The organism is Clavibacter sp., from assembly GCF_014802555.1.
Lineage (GTDB): Bacteria > Actinomycetota > Actinomycetes > Actinomycetales > Microbacteriaceae > Clavibacter > Clavibacter sepedonicus.
The window spans coordinates 1-21,121 of the sequence record NZ_JAAVCB010000100.1 but is presented as its reverse complement, the minus strand read 5'-3'; the positions used below and the strand labels follow the sequence as shown (position 1 = coordinate 21,121).

Here is a 21,121-nt window from a genome sequence, read left to right as displayed (position 1 = left end):
GCCCCATCGGCGGCCACGCGGCGAGCGCCCTCCAGGTGGTCCGCGCGACACGGGCCGCCGGCGGCACCGTCGTCGCGACGGGCGGCTGCTTCGACCTCGTGCACGCCGGCCACGCCCGCACCCTCGCCGCGGCCCGCGCCCTCGGCGACTGCCTGGTCGTGCTCCTCAACTCGGACGACTCGGTGCGCCGCCTCAAGGGACCCGAGCGCCCGATCATGACCGAGGAGGACCGCGTCGACCTGCTCATGTCGCTCGGCGTGGTGGACGCGGTCGTGCTGTTCTCCGAGGACACCCCCGAGGAGGCGCTCCGTTCCATCAAGCCCGACCTCTGGGTCAAGGGCGGCGACTACCGCGCCGAGGACCTCCCCGAGTCGGCGGTCATCGCCGAGTGGGGCGGCCAGGCCGTGACCGTCCCGTACCACCCCGGCCGATCCACCACGAAGCTCGCCGGCGCGCTCGCCCGCGTCGGCTGATCCCCACCACTCCCCGAACCACCGCTCCACGGAAGGAACACCCATGACCGACTCCCCCCGCCCCAGCACCGGCCGCGTCCTCATCACCGGAGGCGCGTCCGGGCTCGGCGCCGCGGTCGCGCAGGCGGTCCTCGCGGCCGGCGGCGAGCCCATCGTGCTCGACCTCGACACCTCGAGCGTCACCGGCATGGAGGCGCACCGCATCGACGTCTCCGACACCCGCGCCACCGAGGCGCTCGTGACCGAGATCGCGCAGGCGCACGGCGGCCTCGACGCCGTCGTCACCGCCGCGGGCATCGACCACTGCGGCCGCCTCGTCGACGTCGCCCCCACCGAGTGGGAGAAGGTCATCGGCGTGAACCTGATGGGCACGGTCGCCGTCGTCCGCGCGGCGCTGCCGTTCCTCACCGAGTCGCACGGCCGCGTCGTCACCGTCGCGTCGTCGCTCGCCATCAAGGCCGTCTCCGACGCGACCGCCTACTGCGCCTCCAAGTTCGGCGTGCTCGGCTTCACGCGGGCGCTGGCCGCCGAGACGAAGGGCGAGGTCGGCGTGACCACGCTGATCCCCTCCGGCATGAAGACGCACTTCTTCGACGACCGCGACCCGAAGTACAAGCCCGGCTCCGACGCCAACCTCAACGACCCGGCCGCCGTCGCCGACTCGGTGATGTTCATCCTCGGCCAGCCGCGCGGCTGCGAGATCCGCGAGCTCGTCATCACCCACGAGCTCGAGGACAGCTGGCCGTGATCGGCGGCTGAACCGCGCCCAGCGCATGAGACGAGCCCGGCCCCGCATCGCGCGGGGGCCGGGCTCTTTTTCGTTAGCCACGATCTCTTGCAATTACGAGAAGAGGGTACCGCAAACTGACCAATGCCGCCCGTAGACGCGGGCGGGTTGAAACCCTTACTGTAAGCATAATTGCCGCCCCTTCCTGACGCATCTTGACAACGAAGTGAGGACCGATGTTCATTAAAGACAATCGACGCCCCGATATGCCAGATGGCATTAGGTATGGGGAGTTCGTAGACATGATATCTCACATGAATCAGAACTCGTTGCTGCTTGAACTTGCTCGTCGCACGTCAGCCGAAGGCATCCTTGACAACTACGACCCCAGCAAACAGGGTCAAAATTGGGTACCGCCTTTCGCGTACGCCGACGTGGCGCGAGCCAGTATCTCGCAAGGAAACCGCGAAGGCTTTCCTGCTATCGGAGAAATTGTAGACGACTACCTTCATGCATCAATCCGCATTTATGTTCCGAATGTAGAAGATTTGGGCGAGTTCGGCGCTCATCAAAACGAACTCAGGATGATGCACATTCAGGGAACAGACCAGCAGAGCCCTTTCTCGCGCGCAGCAAGTGCCATGGCGCTTTTCACTCGAACCAAGATCCCGCCGCGCGCCAAACTTAAGGTGATGAAAGGCGACTGGTTCGAGGAGATCATGGGAGTGTCGCTTGACGAGTTGTTCTATATCCTTATGAATCTCTCCCTTATGTTCCAAATAGGCAAGGGTGTTCTCACAATCAAGGACTTGCATCGTCCTATTTTTGCTCAGGCCATAGAAACGGTATCCGTTGAAAAATTCATTCATGTTTTGAACATTATGTCGCTCGATCTCGAGTCGTTCCGAGTCATGGAGGCGGAGGAGCGCGAGGGGGTGGAGGAAGGTCTACAACGCCTTACGCATAATCCCCTAGGGTCTTCACCCTTCATCACGGGAGTAACTAGAGGATATGTGGCCCCTGTATGGCACTGGATTAGCTCACAGGTTTCGACAGCAAATCTGTACTACGCATTGATCAGCAGGGCTGGATCGGATTTTGCCGGCGACCTGGGGCAGTTGTTTGAAGCTTATGTTGGCGAGCAACTTGCTCTACTCAATGTCCGCCTACAGGAGGAAGTAGAGTACAAGGACGGCAAGAACCGCGTTAAAACTACGGACTGGATATTGGAACTAGGTGGCTTGACGATCCTGATTGAATGCAAGTCAACTCGTCCCGACAAGCATGTGCAGCGAGCAGACGAGGACATGCTTGCCTTTGTGAAAGACCGTGTCAGCAAAGCCGTCAAGCAGCTAAATAATACAAATGCCATATTCGATACCGTGATACCTGCGGATATGTCAAGGGCCACAATGCGTGTAGGAATTGTGCTCACAATGGAGCCGTTTTATGCTGTGGCAGAAACGCTTGCAGCGATCCCAGACATGGCACCAGATATACCGGTAGCCGTTATCAACATCCGGGAATTGGAGGCGTTGGTGACGCTAGGTAGTCGACGGGTCGAAGAGCTCATCAGCAAAAGTGTTGAGGAAGCAAAACAATCGGGACTGATGTACTTTGACTTGTCGGAGGCGCTTGCGGTAACGCAACACCAGGACAACCCGATACTTGCCGCCGCTTGGGATGAGTCCATTCTAGTAAAGACGCTAGGTGGGTAGAGGGTGGGGCGCCTCGGCATGTGCCCAAGTTAGTGAAGTCGCCCAGTACGTGGTGTGACTAATACTTAGCCTTAGCCTTAGCCTTAGCCCGACTCGATCACGCCGAGCCCGGCCCCGCAGCGCGCGGGGCCGGGCTCGTGTCGTCTCCAGGGTCAGCGGAGAGCGATGCCGGTCATGATCTGCACCGCGACGTTGATCCCCACTATGAGCGCGATCCCGGTGATCGGCGCCCACAGCAGAAGGGGGATGCGCGACCGCATCAGCGCGGCCGCACCAGCGCCACCCCGCGCTCCGCCGAGAACCGCGCGAACCCCTCCGCCCCGAGCCGCGCGTCCGCCGCCGTGGCTTCGATCCCCGACGGGTTGTGGAACGTCGCCGTATCCCCGTCGAACGCGTGCACCAGCACGAGGTGCCCGCCGCGCCGCGTCGCCGGCAGCTCCGGGTACCGGATCTCCGACGACACCGACGCGAGCACGCCCCGCCCCTCGCCCACCTCGGCGAGCAGCTCGGGCACGTCGATCCGCGGGTGCACGACCGCCTCGATCCCGAAGTCGTCGCGCACCCACTCCGCGAACGGCCGGTAGTACAGCCCGCCGACCTCGCTGCCGTCGCGGGTGAGCGCGCCGCGCGCGACGGCCCGCGTGATCAGCTCGTGCATCGGCAGGGCTCCGGCCGCCGGGATCCACGCCCGCAGCACCGACCGCAGCCCCGCGAGCCCGCACACGTGCCGCGACCAGAACACGTACTCGGACTCGTCCGGGTAGCCCTCGGTGCGCCAGTCGAACCGGTCGGCCGGGCTCTCGACGCGCTCGATGAGCGGCGCGTTGCACGCGAGGTCGCCCCACTGCGACTCGTACGGGTACGTGGTCACGCGCGCTCCTCGGGTCGGGTCCGTCCCACGTTCCCATGGGGCGGCATCCTTTCCGCGCGCAGCCGCCTCGTCGCGCGGGAGGGTCGGACCGATACGTTCGACGGGTGATCTCCACCCCGCGCCCCGGCCCCCGCCCCACGCTCTCCGACGAGGGCCCGCAGCGGCAGCTCACCGACCGCGCGACGCCCGAGCTCTGGGGCCGGCTCGTCGCGCGCGCGTTCGCGCTGCCGGGTGTGCGCGAGAGCCACAGCCAGGTGTCACCCGCGTCGTCGCGCGGCCTCTTCCTCGAGGATCGCGACGAGCCGATCGTCCCGTGGACCTCGCTCGCCCCCGAGGGCCGCCTCGAGCCGGTGCACCTGCACGGCGTCGAAGACACCTCCACGCACCTCTGCCTCCCGGTCGCGCGCGGCGCCGAGCTCACCGCGCTCGGCTGGGCGACGCCGCACCAGTACGAGGACTTCGGCACCGAGTTCCTCGTCTACGGCCCGCGCGATGCGGCCGAGCTCGACGTGGTGATCGGCCTGATCGAGGAGTCCATCGCCTTCGCCCGCGATCCCGGCGACGAGCAGCCGGCGCACCTCCCCGCCCCCGAGGGCTGAGCCGGCAGGCCGGCAGGCATGCGGATCCGCGCCCGACCGTCACCTGACCGTCCGGTCGTGAGCGGACATCGGGCGCCGCACCTGGGAAGCGTCGGATAGCTTCCAGGGAGCGGACATCCGCAGAAACGTGGACACAATGCAGCACCACCCCCGCCCCATCCGCCTCGCGACCACCCTCCTCCTGGGTCTCGCCCTCACCGCCGGGATCCTCACCGCAGCATCCCCCGCCAGCGCCGCCATCGGCCGGGCCCCCGCCGCCGCGAGCGCGACCAGCGCCGCCACCACCGTCTCCGACGCCCGGCTGCGGTTCGGCGTCGCGACCCCCGGCGGTCCCACCGCCGGCGGCGAGCTCGACCAGGTCGCCGCGCAGGTCGGCGAGGACCCGAGCATCGTGCTCTCCTACGCGGACTTCTCGCAGGCGCCGCCCATCGCGGCCCTCGACCAGGTCCGCGCCCGCGGCGCCGAGAGCCTCCTCACCTGGGAGCCCTGGATCGCCGGAGCCGGCGTCGACCAGCCCGGCTTCACCAACGCGAGCATCGTCGCGGGCGACCACGACGCGTACATCGCCCGGTGGGGATCCTAGCTGGCCGCCTGGGGCGGACCGGTCTCCCTCCGCTACGCGCACGAGATGAACGGCGACTGGTACCCGTGGGCCGACGGGGTCAACGGCAACGCACCCGGCTCCTACGCCGCCGCCTGGAAGCACGTCCACGACGTCGTCGTCGCACAGGGTGCGACCAACGTGCGCTGGGTGTGGACGCCGAACGTGCCGTACACCGGATCCACCGCGCTCGCGGGTCTGTACCCGGGCGCCGCGTACGTCGACATCGTCGGTCTCGACGGCTACAACTGGGGCACCGGCGTCGCCGGATACGCGTGGGTGTCGCCCGCCGATCTCTTCGGCCCCGGCCTCGAGCGCCTCCGGGCCATCGCGCCGGGCAAGCCGATCATCATCGCCGAGACCGCGTCGTCCGAGGTCGGCGGATCCAAGGCCGCCTGGGACACCGACCTCGTCGCGTTCCTGCAGGCCCAGCCCGACGTCGCCGCCTTCGTCTGGTTCGACATGGACAAGGAGGCGGACTGGCGCATCGGCAGCTCCGCATCGTCGGCCACCGCCATCCGCGACGCGCTCGCCGCCCGTCGGGTCTGATCCGCCCCGCCCGCCCGTCGGATCCCGTCGCTCAGCGGACATCCGATGGACGGCGGGCATCGAAGAACATACGCTCGCATGCATCCATCGGGGGAAGGACCCTATCGCCATGCCCACTCGCCGCCGCCTGAAGTGCGCTGTCGTGACCACCGTCGCCCCCGCGGTCGTCGTGACGGCCACCGTCCTCGCGGCTCCTGCCGCCGTCGCCCAGGCCGCTGCAGCCCAGGTCGCCCCGACCGCGTCCGCCGCCATCGTCCTCTCCGTCTCCTCCGGCCCGGTCGGCACGCCCGTGACGGTGACCGGCACCGGCTTCCCCGGGCGCAAGGCCGCGGTCGTCGCCGCGGGATCCGCCGTGAAGCGCATCACGACCACGTCCACCGGGCGCTTCACGACCGCGGTCACGATCCCCCGGACGGCCCTCTCGACCATCCGGATCACCGCGACCGCCGGAACCCGCTCGGCCGCATCGACGTTCACGGTCACGAAGGCGAAGTCGAGCGGATCCGCCCGCGTCGCCGCCCCGGCACCCGCGCCCACGACGCCGGCCCCGGCCGCGACGCCCGCGCCCACGACGACGACCGCACCAGCGCCCGCCGCATCCGCCGCCCCCGCCATCAGCTCCGCCCGCCTGCGCCTCGGCCTCTCCACCCCCGGCGGACCCACCGCGAACGGCGAGCTCGACGCCGCGGCCGCGACCCTCGGCGAGAGCCCGTCCATCGTGATGAGCCACGTCGACTTCACGAACCCGGCCCCATCGCCGGACTCCAGAGCGTCGCCGCGCGCGGGGCCGACAGCCTCGTCACGTGGGAGCCGTGGCAGGGCGGGGCGGGCGTCGACCAGTCCGCGTACACGAACGCGCGCATCATCGCGGGCGACCACGACGCCTACATCCGCTCGTGGGGCGCCGACCTCGCGAAGTACGGCGGGACCGTCTACCTCCGCCTCGGCCACGAGATGAACGGGAACTGGTACCCGTGGTCGGACGGCGTCAACGGCAACGCGCCCGGCTCCTACGTCGCCGCGTGGAAGCACGTGCACGACCTCGTGGTCGCCCAGGGCGCCACCAACGTGAAATGGGTGTGGAGCCCGAACGTGCCGTACCCGGGATCCACCGCCCTCGCCTCCCTCTACCCCGGCGCCGACCAGGTCGACGTCGTCGCCCTCGACGTCTACAACTGGGGCGCCGTCGCCGGCCAGCGCTGGACCTCGCCCGCCGACCTGTTCGGCCCCGGCATCGGGCAGCTCCGCGCCGTCGCGCCCGGGAAGCCGCTCGTCATCGGCGAGGTGGCGTCGAGCGAGACGGGCGGATCCAAGGCCGACTGGAACCGCGACCTCGTCGCGTACCTCCAGGCGCAGCCCGACGTGCTCGGCTTCGTGTGGTTCGACTTCCGTAAGGAGGAGGACTGGCGCATCGACAGCTCCGCCGCATCCGCCGCCTCCCTCCGCGACGCGCTCGCCCTCCGGCGCGGCTGATCCCCTCGCCCCGCTCGCGCACAGCCACCGTGCAGCCCGCGCATGGCCGTCGCGAGGAGAGCACCGCCTACGCTCTGACCTGCGCCCGCCCGACCCGACGGCGTCGCGCGCGATGAGGAGGCGGTGGTGACCCGAGCCCACCGGCGGCGCGAGACCGCGCTGGCCCTCGCCGCCGTGCTCGTCGGCCTCGTGATCCTGCCGGCGCCTCCCGGATCCGGCGTCGAGGGCGGATTCGCGCAGCTCGACCGCTACGCCGCGCTCACCCCGGCGCAGGCCCAGCGGATGATCCATGCGCACCCGGCCCTCGAGCTGCAGGTGATGGACGCGTCGCCCGACCGTGTCGTCTCGTGGTGGGCGTCGAAGGACCGGAAGCACCAGCGGGCGCTGATCCGCAGCTCGCCCGAGCTCGTCGGCAACCTCGACGGCGTCGACTACGCCTCGCGCGACGCGGCCAACCGGCGCCAGCTGCGCGCCGAGCTGCGCACCGAGCGGGAGGCCGTCGCCGCCCACCCGGACGACGCCGACGCCCGGAACCGCCTCACCGCCCTCACCGCGATCCGCGCCGCGCTCCATCCGGAGGCCCGCGCGGGCGGTGGTGCGGACGCCCAGCCGGAGCGGATGCTCGTGTCGCTGACCCACCGGGATCCGCCGCTCGCCGCCATCGCGGTCGGCGACCTCGACACCGCCCGCCAGGTCACCTTCACCGTGCCCGGCATGGGCACCTACACCGACGACATGCAGCTCTGGACCGAGACCGCGCAGAACGTGTACGACGAGCAGGCGGCGGTCGGCGCCCCGGCCGCCCACGCCGTCGTCGCATGGATCGGCTACCGCACGCCGCCGCCCGGCGTCGACGCGACGCTCGGCGACTACGCGGAGCGCGGCGCCCCGCTGCTCGCGAGCGAGATCCAGGGGCTGCACGCGGCCCGGCACGGCGGCGACCTCACGAGCGTCGACGTCATCGCGCACTCGTACGGATCCACCATGGCCGCCGACGCCCTCGCCGCCCGCGACCTCGGCGTCGACTCCTTCGTCATGCTCGGCTCGGCGGGCGTCGAGGACGGCATCGAGGACGCCCGGCAGCTGCACGCCCGGCACGTCTACGCGGGCGAGGCGGCCGACGACGACGAGGCGGTGTGGGGGCGGCTCTCCCGCCAGGATCCGCGCGCCCCGGCGTTCGGCGCCACCGTCATCTCCGTCGACGGCGATCCCGCGCGCGGCCTCCTGCCCGTCACCACGCACGCGCCGGTCCTGCACTCGCCGTGGAACGACGACCCGGACTCGCGCGCCTGGACGACCATCCGGGATCCGGCCCAGCGCGCCGCCGAGTTCGCCGCGCACGAGGAGACGTACGGCTATCTCGACATGGGCACGGAGTCGCTCCTGAACGCGGCGATCGCGACGACGCCGCACGCGACGCAGCGGCTCGACCCGGCGGCCGGCTGACCCGGCGGCCGGCCCACGCGACCGGCCGGCCCATGCGAGCTCAGGCGTCCACGCGCTCCCCGAGCGACGCCCGCCGCAGCTGATCCACGTCCGCGTGCACGTCGTCGACCCGCACGTCGGCCACGTGGGACGGGTCGTGCGCGCAGCGGTCGGCGGTCCAACCGACCTGGGTCACGTCGACGCCGCAGACCGGGCAGCGCGTGGTCCAGCCGATGTGGATCCGGTGCCGCGTGCGCCCGAACGCCGCCGCGTTCACGACGTTGCCGAACCAGAACACCCCGACCGTGCGCGCGCCGACGGCCTGCGCGAGATGCCGCGGGCCGCTGTCGTTGCCGAGCACGACGTCCGCGTGGGTGAAGAGGCCGGCGAGCTCGCCGAGGGTGAGGGAGTCGGCGAGCGAGGTGATCCGCCCGGCCTGCTCCGCGGAGAGGCCCTCACGGCCGAGCGCCACGATGCGGTCGGCGTCCGCGGCGTCGGTCGCGTCGCCCACCACGACCACCTGCGCGTCATCGGCCGCGGCCCGGCGCGCGACCTCCGCGAACGACTCGACCGGCCAGCGGCGGCGCGGGTCGGTGGCGCCCGGGTGGATCACGACGAGCCCGCCGGGCGCGCCCGTCACGTGCTCGGCGGCCGCGGCCCGCTCGGCGTCGGTCACCTGCACGACCGGCTCCAGGTCGGCGATCGGCGCGCCCGCGAGCCCCGCGACCTCGAGCCCGCGCAGCACCTCGTGCTGGTAGTAGACGTACGGGATCACGCGCTCGAGCCGCTCGGCGTCGTCGGTCGCGGTGCCCACCGTGTGGCGCGCGCCGAGCCGCAGCAGGAACGGGTTGGAGTTGCGTCCGCCGCCGTGCACCTGCACGGCGAGGTCGAAGCGGCGCTCGCGCATCCGGGCGGCGAACGCCTCGACCTCCGCGGGGTCGGGATCCGTGCCCGGCACGTCCCGCACGCCGTGCGCGACCGGCAGCACCTCGATCTCGTCGGGCCCGCCCGGCCGTCCGCCGAGGAGCGCGCGGTGGAGCGGCGTGCCGAGCAGCGTGATCCGCGCGTCCGGGTACGCGGCCCGCAGCGCCGCCATCGCGGGCAGCGCGAAGATCAGGTCGCCGAGCCCGCCGCCGCGGAGCACGGCGATGGAGCGGACGTCGGGGAATGTCTCGTGGAGCGGGGCGACGACGGGCACGGGCGGCCTCCAGATCGGGCGGGCGGGTCCCCCATCCCGTTCCCCGCGGCGGGCGCATCGAAACGGCGCCGGCGGATCAGCGCGCGTCGCCCCGCGGCGCCGCCGCGCTCTGGCGCACCACGAGCCGCGTCGGCACCATGCGGTCGCCCGACGGCTCGCGGCCGTCGAGCATCTCGAGCAGCACCTGCATCGAGCGGCGGCCGATCTCGGTGAAGTCCTGGTGCACCGTCGTGAGCGGCGGCCAGAACGAGCTCGACTCCTCGGTGTCGTCGAAGCCGACCACGCTCACGTCGCCCGGCACGTCGCGGCCGAGCTCGTGCAGCGCGTGCATGATCCCGAGGGCCATCTGGTCGTTGGCGGCGACGATGCCGGTGATGTCGGCGCGCTGCCCGAGCTCCCGGCCGATGCGGTAGCCGGATGCGGTGGTCCAGTCGCCCTGGGCGGGGTCCTCGGGCTCGAGCCCCGCGTCGAGCATGGTCGCGCGCCACTCGGCCGCCCGCCGGGCCGCCGAGTAGGAGGTCGACGGGCCGGCAACGTGCACGATCGCGGTGTGCCCGAGGTCCAGCAGGTGCTGGGTCACGAGGCGCGTGCCCTGCTCCTGGTCGGTGTCGACGACCACGAACGGGTCGCCCGCATCGGAGTCGATGATCACGACGGGCAGCCCCACGGGGATGATCACGTCGGCCCGGTCGAGCATGTGCGCCTCGATGATGATGACGACGCCGTCGACCGCCTCCTCCTGCAGCCGGCTGAACGCCCCGGCCACCTCGCCCTCGGTCGGATGCGGCACCGGCATCAGCGTGATCGTGTACCCGGCGCCGGACGCGGCCGTGACGATCGCGTCGAGCGTGCGCATGTTCCCGAGGGTCGACAGCGTGAACATGATGATGCCGATGCTGCGGAACCGGCCGGTCTTCAGCGCCCGGGCCGCGCTGTTCGGCCGGTAGCCGAGCTCGGCCATCGCGTCCATCACGCGTTGCCGTGTCGTCGCCTCCACGTTCTGCGCGCCGTTGGACACGCGGGAGACGGTCTGGGCGGACACGTCGGCGTGCGCCGCGACGTCGGCCATCGACACGGTGCGGCCGCCGAGCGTGCGCCGGCCACCCGACTTGACGGCCGACGGTGGAGATGTCATGGTTGCGAGCATCACAGATGTTTGCGCAAACACCCAATCGTGCCCGAGCGGTTGACACCGCGCTCATCCCCCGACGAAGTGGAACCACATGACGACGATGTCGACCTCGGCCACCCGGCCGAAGGTGCCCGATGCGGCCCGCCCGAGCGGTCCCCCGATGCGACGCGACAAGCGACGCTGGACCGGGCTGGGCTTCGTCGCCCCGTTCCTCGTGGTCTTCCTCGTCGTCCTCATCGCGCCCGTCGGCTACTCGATCTACCTCAGCCTGTTCCAGGAGCGGATGATCGGCGGCAACTCGTTCGTCGGCATCGCCAACTACACGCAGGCGCTCAACGACCCGAACTTCTGGGACGCGCTCGGCCGCGTCGCCCTGTTCCTCGTCGTGCAGGTGCCGATCATGCTCTTCATCGCCCTGTTCGCGGCCCTCGCGCTCGACTCGGCCTGCCTGCACTTCACGGCGTTCTTCCGCATCTCGATCTTCCTGCCCTACGCGGTCCCGGCCGTCGTCGCGGCGCTCATGTGGGGCTTCATCTACGGCAACCGCTTCGGCCTCGTCGGCAACGTCGAGCAGGCGACCGGCTGGGACCTGCCCGACCTGCTCTCGCAGAGCTGGATCCTCGCATCGATCGGCAACATCGTCACGTGGGAGTTCGTCGGCTATAACATGCTGCTGTTCTACGCGGCGCTCCGCGTCATCTCGCCGGACCTCTACGAGGCCGCCGAGCTCGACGGCGCCGGCCCGTTCCGCATCATCACCGGCATCAAGCTCCCCGCCATCCGCGGCGCGCTCGTCATCGGCGTGATCTTCTCCATCATCGGCAGCTTCCAGCTCTTCAACGAGCCGAACATCCTGCAGACGCTGGCGCCGAACGCGATCAGCTCGTACTTCACCCCGAACATGTACGCGTACAACCTGTCCTTCGCGGGACAGCAGTTCAACTACTCCGCCGCCATCGCGATCATCATGGGCGTCCTGACGATGGTGGTCGCCTACGTGGTGCAGCTCGTCGGCACCCGGAAGGACAGCTGACCGTGTCGACCCTCACCGGAACCCCCCTCGCCGCGCCCGACGCCGGCACGCCCACTCGCGACGCCCCGGCGGAGCGCACTCCGAAGCGCCGCCGCTCCGCCGGAGCCCCGCGCGAGCGCCGCAGCATCGTGCTGACGCTCGTCATGGCGCTGCTGCTCATCTACTCCGTGCTCCCTCTGTTCTGGCTCCTGGTCAACTCGACCAAGACGCAGGACGCGCTGTTCAGCTCGTTCGGCCTCTGGTTCTCGGGCGACTTCGCGCTGTGGGACAACATCCAGGGCGTGCTGACCTACGGCAACGGCGAGTTCGTCCGCTGGCTCGGCAACACGCGGATCTACGTGGTCGTCGGAGCGGGCGGCGCCACGCTGCTCGCCACCCTCGCGGGCTACGGCCTGGCGAAGTTCGACTTCCCCGGCAAGAAGATCGTGTTCGCGGTGGTGCTCGGCGCCGTCGCGATCCCCGGCACGGCCCTCGCGGTGCCGACCTTCCTGCTCTTCAGCCAGATGGGTCTCACGAACACCCCGTGGGCGATCATCCTGCCGTCGCTCATCAGCCCGTTCGGGCTGTACCTCATCTGGACGTACGCGGTCGACTCGGTGCCCGAGGAGATCCTCGAGGCGGCCCGGATCGACGGGTCGAGCGAGATCCGCACCTTCTTCACGATCAGCCTGCGGCTCCTCAGCCCCGGCCTCATCACGGTGCTGCTGTTCTCGATCGTCGCCACCTGGAACAACTACTTCCTGCCCCTGATCATGCTGAGCGACTCCCGCTGGTACCCCCTCACGGTGGGCCTCAACCAGTGGAACGCGCAGTCCACCACCGTGGGCGGCCAGCCGATCTACAACCTCGTCATCACGGGCTCGTTCCTCGCGATCATCCCGATCGTGATCGCGTTCCTCTTCCTCCAGCGCTACTGGCAGTCCGGCCTCTCGGCCGGCGGCGTCAAGGCGTAGTCCCCCAGCCCCACCTCCGCACCACAGCACCTCCCCTCACCACCACGAAGAAGTGAAAGGCACCACCATGTCCATCTCGTTCCCCCGCCGGGCGAAGCGCGCCATCGCGCTCGGCCTCGGCATCGTCCTCGCGGGCTCGCTCGCCGCGTGCTCCTCCGGATCCGGCGGCGCCAGCGCCGACTCCGCCAGCGCCGACGACCTCGCCAAGGCCCTCGACACGCAGTCCTCCATCACCGTCTGGGGCTGGGCCCCCGCGATCAAGCCGATCGCCGAGGCGTTCGAGAAGGAGCACCCGAAGATCACGGTCGACGTGCAGAACGTCGGCACCGGCGCCGACCAGTACACGAAGCTCCAGAACGCCATCAAGGCGGGCAAGGGCGCTCCCGACGTGGCGCAGATCGAGTACTTCGCGATCCCGCAGTTCGCGCTCGGCAAGTCCCTTGCCGACCTCTCGGGCTACGGCTACACGGACCTGAAGGACCAGTTCACGGCGTCCACCTGGAACGCGGTCACCGAGGGCGACGCCCTCTACGCGCTGCCGCAGGACTCGGGCCCCATGGCGATGTTCTACCGCCAGGACATCTTCGACAAGTACCAGATCGCCGTCCCCACCACGTGGGACGAGTACGTGGCCGCCGCGGAGAAGATGCACGCCGCCGACCCGAACCAGTACATCACCAGCGACTCCGGCGACGCCGGCTTCACCACGAGCATGATCTGGCAGGCCGGCGGCCACCCCTACAAGGTCGACGGCGACAAGGTCACCATCGACATGCAGGACGCGGGCGCCAAGAAGTACACGGCCATGTGGAACAAGCTCGTCGCCAACGGCTCGCTCGCCCAGACCCCCGGCTGGACCGACGAGTGGTTCCGCGGACTCGGCGACGGATCCATCGCCACGCTGATCACCGGCGCCTGGATGCCCGGCAACCTCGAGGCGCAGGCCACCGCGGGCTCCGGCCAGTGGCGCGTCGCCCCCATGCCGCAGTACACCGCGGGTGACACCGCGACCGCGGAGAGCGGCGGATCCTCCATCGCCGTCATGCAGCAGTCCGAGAACAAGCTCGTCGCGGCGGAGTTCGCCAAGTTCACGACCGCCAACGAGGAGGGTCGCAAGATCTCCTTCGACGCCGGCGGATTCCCGTCGACCACGGCGGACCTGAACAGCCCCGAGTTCCTCGCCGACGCCCCCGAGTACTTCGGCGGCCAGAAGATCAACGAGGTGCTCAGCGATGCCTCGAAGAACGTGGTCACCGGATGGCAGTACCTGCCCTTCCAGGTCTACACGAACAGCATCTTCAGCGACTCGGCCTCGGCCGCGTACTCCAACGGCACGTCGCTCGACCCCGTCCTCGAGGCGTGGGGCAAGGCGGCCGCCGAGTACGGCCAGCAGCAGGGCTTCACCGTCGACGTGAAGTAGCACCACCGGATCGACCCGAGGGGAGGTGCGACGTGAGTCGCACCTCCCCTCTCCCATGCCCCGCCCTCACGCAAGGACACGACATGCCCGGCCTCCCCGCATCCAGCGCCCGCTTCCGCATCGGCGCCGACGACTTCGAGCTCGACGGCCGCCCGCACCGCGTCATCGCGGGCGCGCTCCACTACTTCCGCGTGCACCCCGACCAGTGGGCCGACCGGATCCGCAAGGCCCGCCTCATGGGACTCGACACCATAGAGACGTACGTCGCCTGGAACGCGCACTCCCCCGAGCGCGGCACCTTCGACACGAGCGCCGGCCTCGACCTCGGCCGCTTCCTCGACCTCGTGCACGCCGAGGGCATGCACGCGATCGTGCGCCCCGGCCCCTACATCTGCGCGGAGTGGGACGGCGGCGGGCTGCCCGGCTGGCTGTTCGGGGATCCCGCGGTGGGGGTCCGCCGCAGCGAGCCGCTGTACCTCGCGGCGGTCGACGAGTTCCTCCGCCGCGTGTACGAGATCGTCGCGCCGCGGCAGATCGACATGGGCGGGCCCGTGATCCTCGTGCAGATCGAGAACGAGTACGGCGCGTACGGCGACGACGCCGAGTACCTCCGCCACCTCGTCGACCTCACGCGCGAGTCGGGCATCATCGTGCCGCTCACGACCGTCGACCAGCCGACCGACGAGATGCTCTCCCGCGGCAGCCTCGACGAGCTGCACCGCACCGGATCCTTCGGCTCGCGCGCCGCCGAGCGCCTCGAGACCCTGCGCCGCCACCAGAGAACCGGCCCGCTCATGTGCAGCGAGTTCTGGGACGGCTGGTTCGACCACTGGGGCGAGCACCACCACACGACCTCGGCCGCCGACGCCGCCGCCGAGCTGGATGCGCTGCTCGCCGCGGGCGCGTCCGTGAACATCTACATGTTCCACGGCGGCACGAACTTCGGCTTCACGAACGGCGCCAACCACAAGGGCACGTACCAGTCGCACGTCACCTCGTACGACTACGACGCCCCGCTGGACGAGACCGGATCCCCCACGGAGAAGTACTTCGCGTTCCGCGACGTGATCGCGCGCTACCGGTCGGTGCCCGACGAGGTGCCCACGCGCCGCGGCGACGCGCCCGCCTTCAAGGTGGCGTTCGACGCGGCCGTGCCGCTGGCCGACCTGGTCGCGGACGCCGACGCCTGGCGCGCGACCGACGCCGTGCCGTCGATGGATGCGCTCGGCGTCTTCCGCGGGTTCGCGCTGCACCGCGTGGAGCTGCCCGCATCCGACCGCACGCGCGTGCTGGCATTCGGCGAGGTGCGCGACCGCGCCGTCGTGTCGGTGGACGGGGTGCGGGTCGGCGTGATCCAGCGCGACCAGCACGAGACCGCGATCGCGGTGCCGCCCGGCCGGATCCTCGAGGTGCTCGTGGAGGACCAGGGGCGCGTGAACTACGGCGTGCGGATCGGCGAGGCGAAGGGCCTCATCGGACCGGCGACGCTCGACGGCCGAGAGCTCACCGGGTGGGAGAGCCTGCCGCTCGACCTCGGGGCGATGGCGGCGTCGGTGTCCTCGGCGGCGTCCTTCGCCGCGTCCTCCGTCGCGGAGCCGGTCCGCTTCCTCGATGGCCCGGTGCTCGCGCACGCGACCTTCGACGTGGACGCGCCCGCCGACCTCTTCCTCGACACGCGCTCGTGGGGCAAGGGAGTCGCGTTCGTCAACGGGTTCGCGCTCGGCCGCTACTGGACCCGCGGCCCGCAGCACACGCTCTACGTGCCGGGCGCCCAGCTCCGCGCGGGCCGGAACGACCTCGTCGTGTTCGAGACGGGCGCGGCGGCGGATCCGGTCGTGGCGTTCCTGGCGCAGCCGGAGCTGGGGCACCTGGAGTCGTAGGACGGCGGGACGGGCCAGGTGGCCCGTCCCGTCATGGTCGCCACCCCGACGGGGTCACGCCGATCCATCGCCCTCCGCCCAGTCGAGCGCCGCGATGATCCGCTCGGCCGCCGGCAGGGCCTGCTGCTCGGCAGCCGGCATGCTCTCGTACGTGTAGGTCGAGACCGCCATCGGCGCCGACGTCTGGCCGAGCGCGTGCCGCACGGTGTGCGCGTTCCGGCTGCCGCAGATGAGGATCCCGACGGTGGGGCGGTGGAAGTCGCGTCGCATCTTGTCGTCGATGACCGCGACGTAGAAGCCGAGCTGGCCGGCGAAGGCGGGTTCGAAGCTGCCGGTCTTCAGCTCGATGACGACGTAGCGCAGCTGCTCGGTGTGGAAGAAGAGGAGATCGACGAAGAAGTCGTCGCCGTCGACGTCGAGATGGACCTGCCGGCCGAGGAACGCGAAGCCGGCGCCGAGCTCGCGGAGCGTGTCGACGATCCGGTCCATGAGGGCTTGCTCGAGCTCGCGCTCGGAGACCGCGTCGGTGAGGTCGAGGAAGTCGAAGACGTACGGGTCCTTCCCGAGCTCGCGCGCGAGGTCGGAATCGGCGGGCGCGAGCTGCCCGGCGAAGTTGGTCGGCGGAGCCTCGGTCCGCTCGAGGGTGCGGTTCATGATCTGGTTCGCGAGCACGTTCCTCGACCACCCGTGCTCGGCGGCGCGGGCGGCGTACCAGTCGCGTGCGCCGCGGTCGTCGAGCTTCCCGAGGAGGACGGTGACATGCCCCCATGGAAGTCGTCCAACAGCCTGTTGGACTACTTCGGCGCGGTCAGGCCATGCCTCCGCGAAGGCGCGCATGTAGAAGAGGTTCGAGCGCGAGAAGCCCTTCATCGCCGGGAACTCGGCGCGGAGGTCCTCAGCGAGCCGGGCGACGACCGCACTGCCCCAGCCTTCCTCCGCCTGGCGCTCCAAGATGACGTTGCCGATGGACCAGTACAGCTCGATGAGCTGCGTGTTCACGCGACGCTGCGCGGTGAGCTGCGCGGCGCGGACCTGGCGCTTCAGCGCCGCGAGGACGCTGGCGTAGTCGGTCGGCAGCGGCAGCACGTCGGGCGCCGGCTCAGGCTAGCCGCCGTGGCATCGTCGAGGGCCGCGCCGGCGAGGACCGTGTGAGGGACGGGAGAAGTGGGTACGGGCCGGGTGGGCGCGCGAGCGCCCCCGCCCGCGCATCCCCGTGGGCCGGCGACCCGCACGAGGAGACCTGTGACCACGGACACCGCACTCGACATCGACCTGGCTGTCGACCCCGAGGAGCCCGAGGCCGGGCCCGGGACGCTGCGGATCACGGATCCGCGCGACGGGTCGCTCGTGGGCGCGATCGACGCGTCGAGCCCCGAGCAGGTCGACGCCGCCGTGCGCCGGTCGGTGGACGCGGCCGCCGCGTGGGCCGCGACGCCGCGCGACAGCTCGAGCGCAGCGGGCGCCCTTACAGCGTGGTGGACAAGGCGTCGAAAGGCGGCTTCCTCAAGGATCACCTCGTCATCGGCGACGCCGCCGACCTGGAGGTGCTGGAGCGCGCCGGCATCCGCACCGCGCCCTCGGTCATCATCACCACCCACGACGACGACACCAACATCTATCTCACCCTCTACTGCCGCCGCCTGCGCGAGGACATCCAGATCATCAGCCGCGCCACGCTCGACCGCAACGTGGGCATCCTGCACGCCGCCGGCGCGGACCTCGTGCTCTCGCTGGCCTCCATGGTCACGAGCAGCATCATCAACTTGCTGGCGCCCGGCAAGGTGCTGATGATCAGCGAGGGGCTGAACATCTTCCGCGCCACCGTGGGCAAGAGCCTCGCAGGAAAGCCCCTCATGGGCAGCGGCATCAGGAGCCTGACGCATTGCAGCGTGGTGGCCCTGCGCGGGGCCGACGGCATCCTCCACGCCAACCCCGACCCGAGCCACGTCTTCGAGGAAGGCGAGGAAATGTACCTCATCGGCGATTCGGAAGCGGAAAAGAGCTTCTACGAGACTTTCGGCAAGAACGAGCCGCTCACGGCGTGAGGAACTCCCCGTCTTTCGGGCCGCGGCCGCGCCCTAGTGCGCGCTCCCCCAGTCGCGGCCGTAGCCCCAGTCCACCACCAGCGGCACGGAGAGCGTGACGCCCCCGGGCCTGACCGACTCCATGAGCCGGGCCACGCGCGCGCCGGCTTCCCTGGCGCCGGCTTCGGGCAGTTCCAGCACGAGCTCGTCATGCACCTGGAGCACGAGGCCGGCCTGGAGCCGGCGCAGTTCCGCATCCCCGGCGGCGGCGATCATGGCGAGCTTGATGACATCCGCGGCCGAACCCTGGATGACCGTGTTCACGGCCTGGCGCTGGGCCTGGGCCGCCGTCTGGCCGTTGGCGGAGAGAATGCCGGGCAGCCAGCGCCGGCGCCCGGCCAGCGTGACCACATAGCCGCGCTCGCGCGCGCCCTCGATGACGCGCTCGTAAAAGGCCTTGAGGCCCGTGAGGCGCGCGAAATAGCGGTCGATGAAGGCCCGCGCCTCGGCCGTGGGGATCTTGAGCTCCTGCCCGAGCTTGTTGGCGCCCATGCCGTAGATGAGGCCGAAATTGATGGTCTTGGCCATGCGCCGCTGGTCGGGAAGCACTTTGTCCTGCGGCATGTCGAACACCAGGGCCGCGGTGCGGGCGTGGATGTCCTCCCCCTCGCGGAAGGCGTCCAGCAGGGCCGGATCCTGCGACATGTGGGCGAGGATGCGCAGCTCGATCTGCGAATAGTCCGCCGAGACGAGGGCGTTCCCCGGGCCGGCCACGAAGCAGGCCCGCATGCGCTTTCCGAGCGGCCCGCGCACCGGGATGTTCTGGAGATTGGGGTTGCTCGAGGAGATGCGGCCCGTGGCCGTGGCCTCCTGGTTGAAGGTGGTGTGGATGCGGTCATGCGCGTCCATGTGCAGGGGCAGCGGCTCGAGATAGGTGGAGCGCATCTTCTCCAGCTTGCGGTACTGGAGGATGTTCTGCACGATGGGCGCGTCCGGCGCGAGGCGCTCCAGCGTCTCCTGGCTGGTGGAGGGCTGGCCCCCGCGGGTCTTTTTCGGCGCGGGCAGGTGCAGCCGTTCGTAGAGCACCTCGCCCAGCTTCCGCGCCGAGCGGATGTTGAACTCGCCGCCGGCCTCGGCGTAGACCTCGCGCGTGAGCGTATCCAGTTCGCGCTGCACGTCGTCGAGGAAACTGCGAAAGGCCGCCGGATCGATGGCGATGCCGCGTTCCTCCATGGCGGCGAGCACGGGCACCAGCGGCAATTCCAGCTTCTCGTAGAGCCGCGTGAGCTCGTTGGCCGCAAGCTGCGCGGAAAGCGTGTGCGCCATGCCGAGCGCCACGATGGCCGGCCCGCGCCCCTCGAGGCCCAGGGCGTCGCTCCAGCGGGCGGCGAGGCGCGACCAGCCGTATTCCCCGGCCTCGGGCCCGAGCAGATAGGCGGCGAGCCCGAGGTCGAGCACACGGATGTTGAGCAGCCCCTTCCAGAAGGGCGCGGCGAGGAGCAGGCTCTTGAGGTCGGCCACGGCCACTTCGGCGCTCTGTTCCGCCCAGGCGCAGAGGTCCGTCATCGGGCCTGTCCAGGCATATTCCGTCACATTGGCGAGCGCGGTGGCCGGCGCGGGCTCCACGCCGCCGCTCTGCATCTCCCCCGGGCCCACGGCCACGCGCGGCGGCCGGCCGGCGCCCTCGGCCCAGACAAGCGCCACGGTGCGCCCCTCGCAGGGCGGAAGCTGCGCCAGCGCCGATACTTCCTCGGCCGCGGGGATCTCAGGCACACCCAGTTCGAGTTGCGCAGCGCTCTTCCCCGCCCCGGCAGGGACGTCCTCGGGCATTTCCGCCGGGTCTTCCGGCGCGGCGGCGCCCGCCGCGGCCATGTCCGGCGCGGTCACATGGGGCGCCCCGGCCTGCACGAGCGCAGCTATCTCGCGCCGGAGCGCGAAGAGCTCAAACTCCTGCGCGAGCGCGCGGCATTCGGCGATATTGATGGGCCCCACGTCGAGCGCGGCGAGGTCAATATCCGCGCACACGCCGCGCGAGAGCCGCGTGAGCTCGCGCCAGGTGAACATGTCCTCAAGGTGCGGGCGCAATTTGTCCTGCAGCTTGGGCGGCAGCAGGGCGAAATGGTCGCGGATGTCCTCCAGCGTGGGGCAGATGGCGAAGATCTGGCGCGCGGTCTTGGGGCCGATGCCGGGCACACCGGGGATATTGTCGCTCGCGTCGCCCACGAGGGCCTGCACGTCGGCCCACTGGGCCGGGGTGACGCCGTTCTCGGCCTCGAAGTCCGCCTCGGTGATCAGGCGCTCGTCCCTGGAGCCGGGATCCCACATGTAGACATTGGGCGCGAGGCACTGCTTCAGATCCTTGTCGCCGCTGATGATGACCACCGGCAGGTCCGGGGCGAAGCGCGCGGCCAGCGCGGCGATGCAGTCGTCGGCCTCGCAGCCCTCGGACTCCTCGAAGGCGAGGCCCAGCGCGTGGACCATGCGCTCGATGGGCGGAAGCTGACGCGCGAGATCCTCGGGCATGGCCTCGCGGTTGGCCTTGTAGTCCGCATAGATCTCGTGGCGGAAGTTCTTGCCCCGGCCGTCCTTGAGAAAGAGGAAACGTTTGGGCTTTTCCTCGCGCAGGATGCGCAGAAGCACGCGCGTGACCACCACGAGGGCGTTGGTGGGGAAGCCGTCGGAGCGCTGCATGTGGCGGTTGGCGAAAAAGCCCCGGTAGATGAAGGCCGTGCCGTCCATGAGAAAAACCGGGTCCGCGTTGAGGCCGAGACGTTGCTTGAGCGACATGGCTGTCCATCCAGAGGGGCGCGCCCGGCCCCAGGGGCGGACAGCGCCGGAAAAAAGTATCGGGAGCACGACCCGCTTGCGCTTACCGGGCCGCGTGGCGTATGATAACGGCATGGAATCGAGCCCGCAAGTGACGGCTGGCGCCGTCGGCGGCGTCTGGCGCGTCAGCGTGGGCGGCCGCTGGAACCTTGAGCTCCCCTGGCCGGATTCGGCGGACGCGGCCCTCGCCGGGCTCGCGGACCCGCGCATCCAGGGCCT

19 protein-coding genes are annotated in these 21,121 nt (G+C 70.3%); 14 read left to right on the top strand and 5 right to left on the bottom strand.

From position 1 onward, the window contains the following. The 3 genes from rfaE2 to HDR73_RS11130 all read left to right on the top strand — a co-directional run. A partial coding sequence (rfaE2, locus tag HDR73_RS11140; RefSeq protein WP_287136442.1) for a D-glycero-beta-D-manno-heptose 1-phosphate adenylyltransferase occupies positions 1-473 on the top strand: 473 nt, incomplete at its 5' end. A 43-nt stretch (positions 474-516) separates the two neighbouring features. Then, positions 517-1,221, top strand: coding sequence for an SDR family oxidoreductase (locus HDR73_RS11135; RefSeq protein WP_041464706.1), 705 nt, complete (start codon positions 517-519; stop codon positions 1,219-1,221). A 293-nt stretch (positions 1,222-1,514) separates the two neighbouring features. Then, complete coding sequence (locus HDR73_RS11130) at positions 1,515-2,918, top strand: hypothetical protein (protein ID WP_133064099.1); 1,404 nt, start codon at positions 1,515-1,517, stop codon at positions 2,916-2,918. A gap of 259 nt (positions 2,919-3,177) precedes the next feature. Here the strand turns inward: HDR73_RS11130 and HDR73_RS11125 are convergent, their stop codons facing one another. After that, a complete protein-coding gene (locus tag HDR73_RS11125) occupies positions 3,178-3,789 on the bottom strand; it encodes a hypothetical protein (RefSeq protein ID WP_012299912.1) in 612 nt (203 codons plus the stop codon). A 104-nt stretch (positions 3,790-3,893) separates the two neighbouring features. On the opposite strand from HDR73_RS11125, the gene HDR73_RS11120 reads away from it, so the two are divergent. The 6 genes from HDR73_RS11120 (at position 3,894) to HDR73_RS11105 (ending at position 8,457) form a co-directional block, all read left to right on the top strand. Next, positions 3,894-4,388 (top strand): luciferase domain-containing protein, encoded by a 495-nt coding sequence (locus tag HDR73_RS11120; protein WP_012299913.1) that lies wholly within the window; start codon positions 3,894-3,896, stop codon positions 4,386-4,388. Between the two features lie 127 nt (positions 4,389-4,515). Beyond that, on the top strand, positions 4,516-4,971 hold the full coding sequence (locus HDR73_RS16560) for a hypothetical protein (RefSeq protein WP_306295596.1): 456 nt from the start codon (positions 4,516-4,518) through the stop codon (positions 4,969-4,971). A gap of 45 nt (positions 4,972-5,016) precedes the next feature. Continuing rightward, on the top strand, positions 5,017-5,538 hold the full coding sequence (locus HDR73_RS16555; protein ID WP_306295595.1) for a glycoside hydrolase family 26 protein: 522 nt from the start codon (positions 5,017-5,019) through the stop codon (positions 5,536-5,538). A 109-nt stretch (positions 5,539-5,647) separates the two neighbouring features. Continuing rightward, the gene (locus HDR73_RS16550; RefSeq protein WP_306295603.1) at positions 5,648-6,496 is read left to right on the top strand and encodes a hypothetical protein; all 849 of its coding nucleotides are present in this window, start codon (positions 5,648-5,650) and stop codon (positions 6,494-6,496) included. Further along, positions 6,400-7,011, top strand: coding sequence for a glycoside hydrolase family 26 protein (locus HDR73_RS16545; RefSeq protein WP_306295600.1), 612 nt, complete (start codon positions 6,400-6,402; stop codon positions 7,009-7,011). Before HDR73_RS16550 ends, HDR73_RS16545 begins: the two co-directional genes overlap by 97 nt. Before the next feature lie 126 nt (positions 7,012-7,137). Beyond that, entirely contained in the window at positions 7,138-8,457 is a 1,320-nt protein-coding gene (locus HDR73_RS11105) for an alpha/beta hydrolase (RefSeq protein WP_012299914.1), read from the top strand. 40 nt (positions 8,458-8,497) lie between these two features. Here HDR73_RS11105 and HDR73_RS11100 read toward each other — a convergent pair whose 3' ends face one another. Next, positions 8,498-9,634, bottom strand: coding sequence for a glycosyltransferase family 9 protein (locus HDR73_RS11100; protein ID WP_012299915.1), 1,137 nt, complete (start codon positions 9,632-9,634; stop codon positions 8,498-8,500). Positions 9,635-9,710: 76 nt separating this feature from the next. Next, positions 9,711-10,769 (bottom strand): LacI family DNA-binding transcriptional regulator, encoded by a 1,059-nt coding sequence (locus HDR73_RS11095; RefSeq protein WP_223842660.1) that lies wholly within the window; start codon positions 10,767-10,769, stop codon positions 9,711-9,713. An 88-nt stretch (positions 10,770-10,857) separates the two neighbouring features. Here HDR73_RS11095 and HDR73_RS11090 point away from each other — a divergent pair, with 88 nt between their 5' ends. The 4 genes from HDR73_RS11090 (at position 10,858) to HDR73_RS11075 (ending at position 16,052) form a co-directional block, all read left to right on the top strand. Beyond that, positions 10,858-11,799: a carbohydrate ABC transporter permease gene (locus tag HDR73_RS11090; protein WP_012299917.1), complete on the top strand. Its 942-nt coding sequence runs from the start codon at positions 10,858-10,860 to the stop codon at positions 11,797-11,799. Positions 11,800-11,801: 2 nt separating this feature from the next. Next, positions 11,802-12,752: a carbohydrate ABC transporter permease gene (locus HDR73_RS11085; RefSeq protein WP_012299918.1), complete on the top strand. Its 951-nt coding sequence runs from the start codon at positions 11,802-11,804 to the stop codon at positions 12,750-12,752. A gap of 67 nt (positions 12,753-12,819) precedes the next feature. After that, on the top strand, positions 12,820-14,172 hold the full coding sequence (locus tag HDR73_RS11080) for an ABC transporter substrate-binding protein (RefSeq protein WP_041464707.1): 1,353 nt from the start codon (positions 12,820-12,822) through the stop codon (positions 14,170-14,172). 83 nt (positions 14,173-14,255) lie between these two features. Further along, positions 14,256-16,052, top strand: a complete 1,797-nt coding sequence (locus tag HDR73_RS11075; protein WP_041464708.1) for a glycoside hydrolase family 35 protein — start codon at positions 14,256-14,258, stop codon at positions 16,050-16,052. Between the two features lie 54 nt (positions 16,053-16,106). Here the strand turns inward: HDR73_RS11075 and HDR73_RS11070 are convergent, their stop codons facing one another. Then, positions 16,107-17,138 carry a PDDEXK nuclease domain-containing protein gene (locus tag HDR73_RS11070; protein ID WP_012299921.1) on the bottom strand — a complete coding sequence of 344 codons (1,032 nt, stop codon included), beginning with the start codon at positions 17,136-17,138 and terminating at the stop codon, positions 16,107-16,109. Between the two features lie 335 nt (positions 17,139-17,473). Between HDR73_RS11070 and HDR73_RS11065 the strand changes: the two genes are divergently transcribed. Next, positions 17,474-18,097 carry a potassium channel family protein gene (locus HDR73_RS11065; protein ID WP_287136441.1) on the top strand — a complete coding sequence of 208 codons (624 nt, stop codon included), beginning with the start codon at positions 17,474-17,476 and terminating at the stop codon, positions 18,095-18,097. A 33-nt stretch (positions 18,098-18,130) separates the two neighbouring features. Here HDR73_RS11065 and HDR73_RS11060 read toward each other — a convergent pair whose 3' ends face one another. Then, entirely contained in the window at positions 18,131-20,863 is a 2,733-nt protein-coding gene (locus HDR73_RS11060; RefSeq protein WP_287136440.1) for a DNA polymerase I, read from the bottom strand. Between the last annotated feature and the right edge of the window lie 258 nt (positions 20,864-21,121).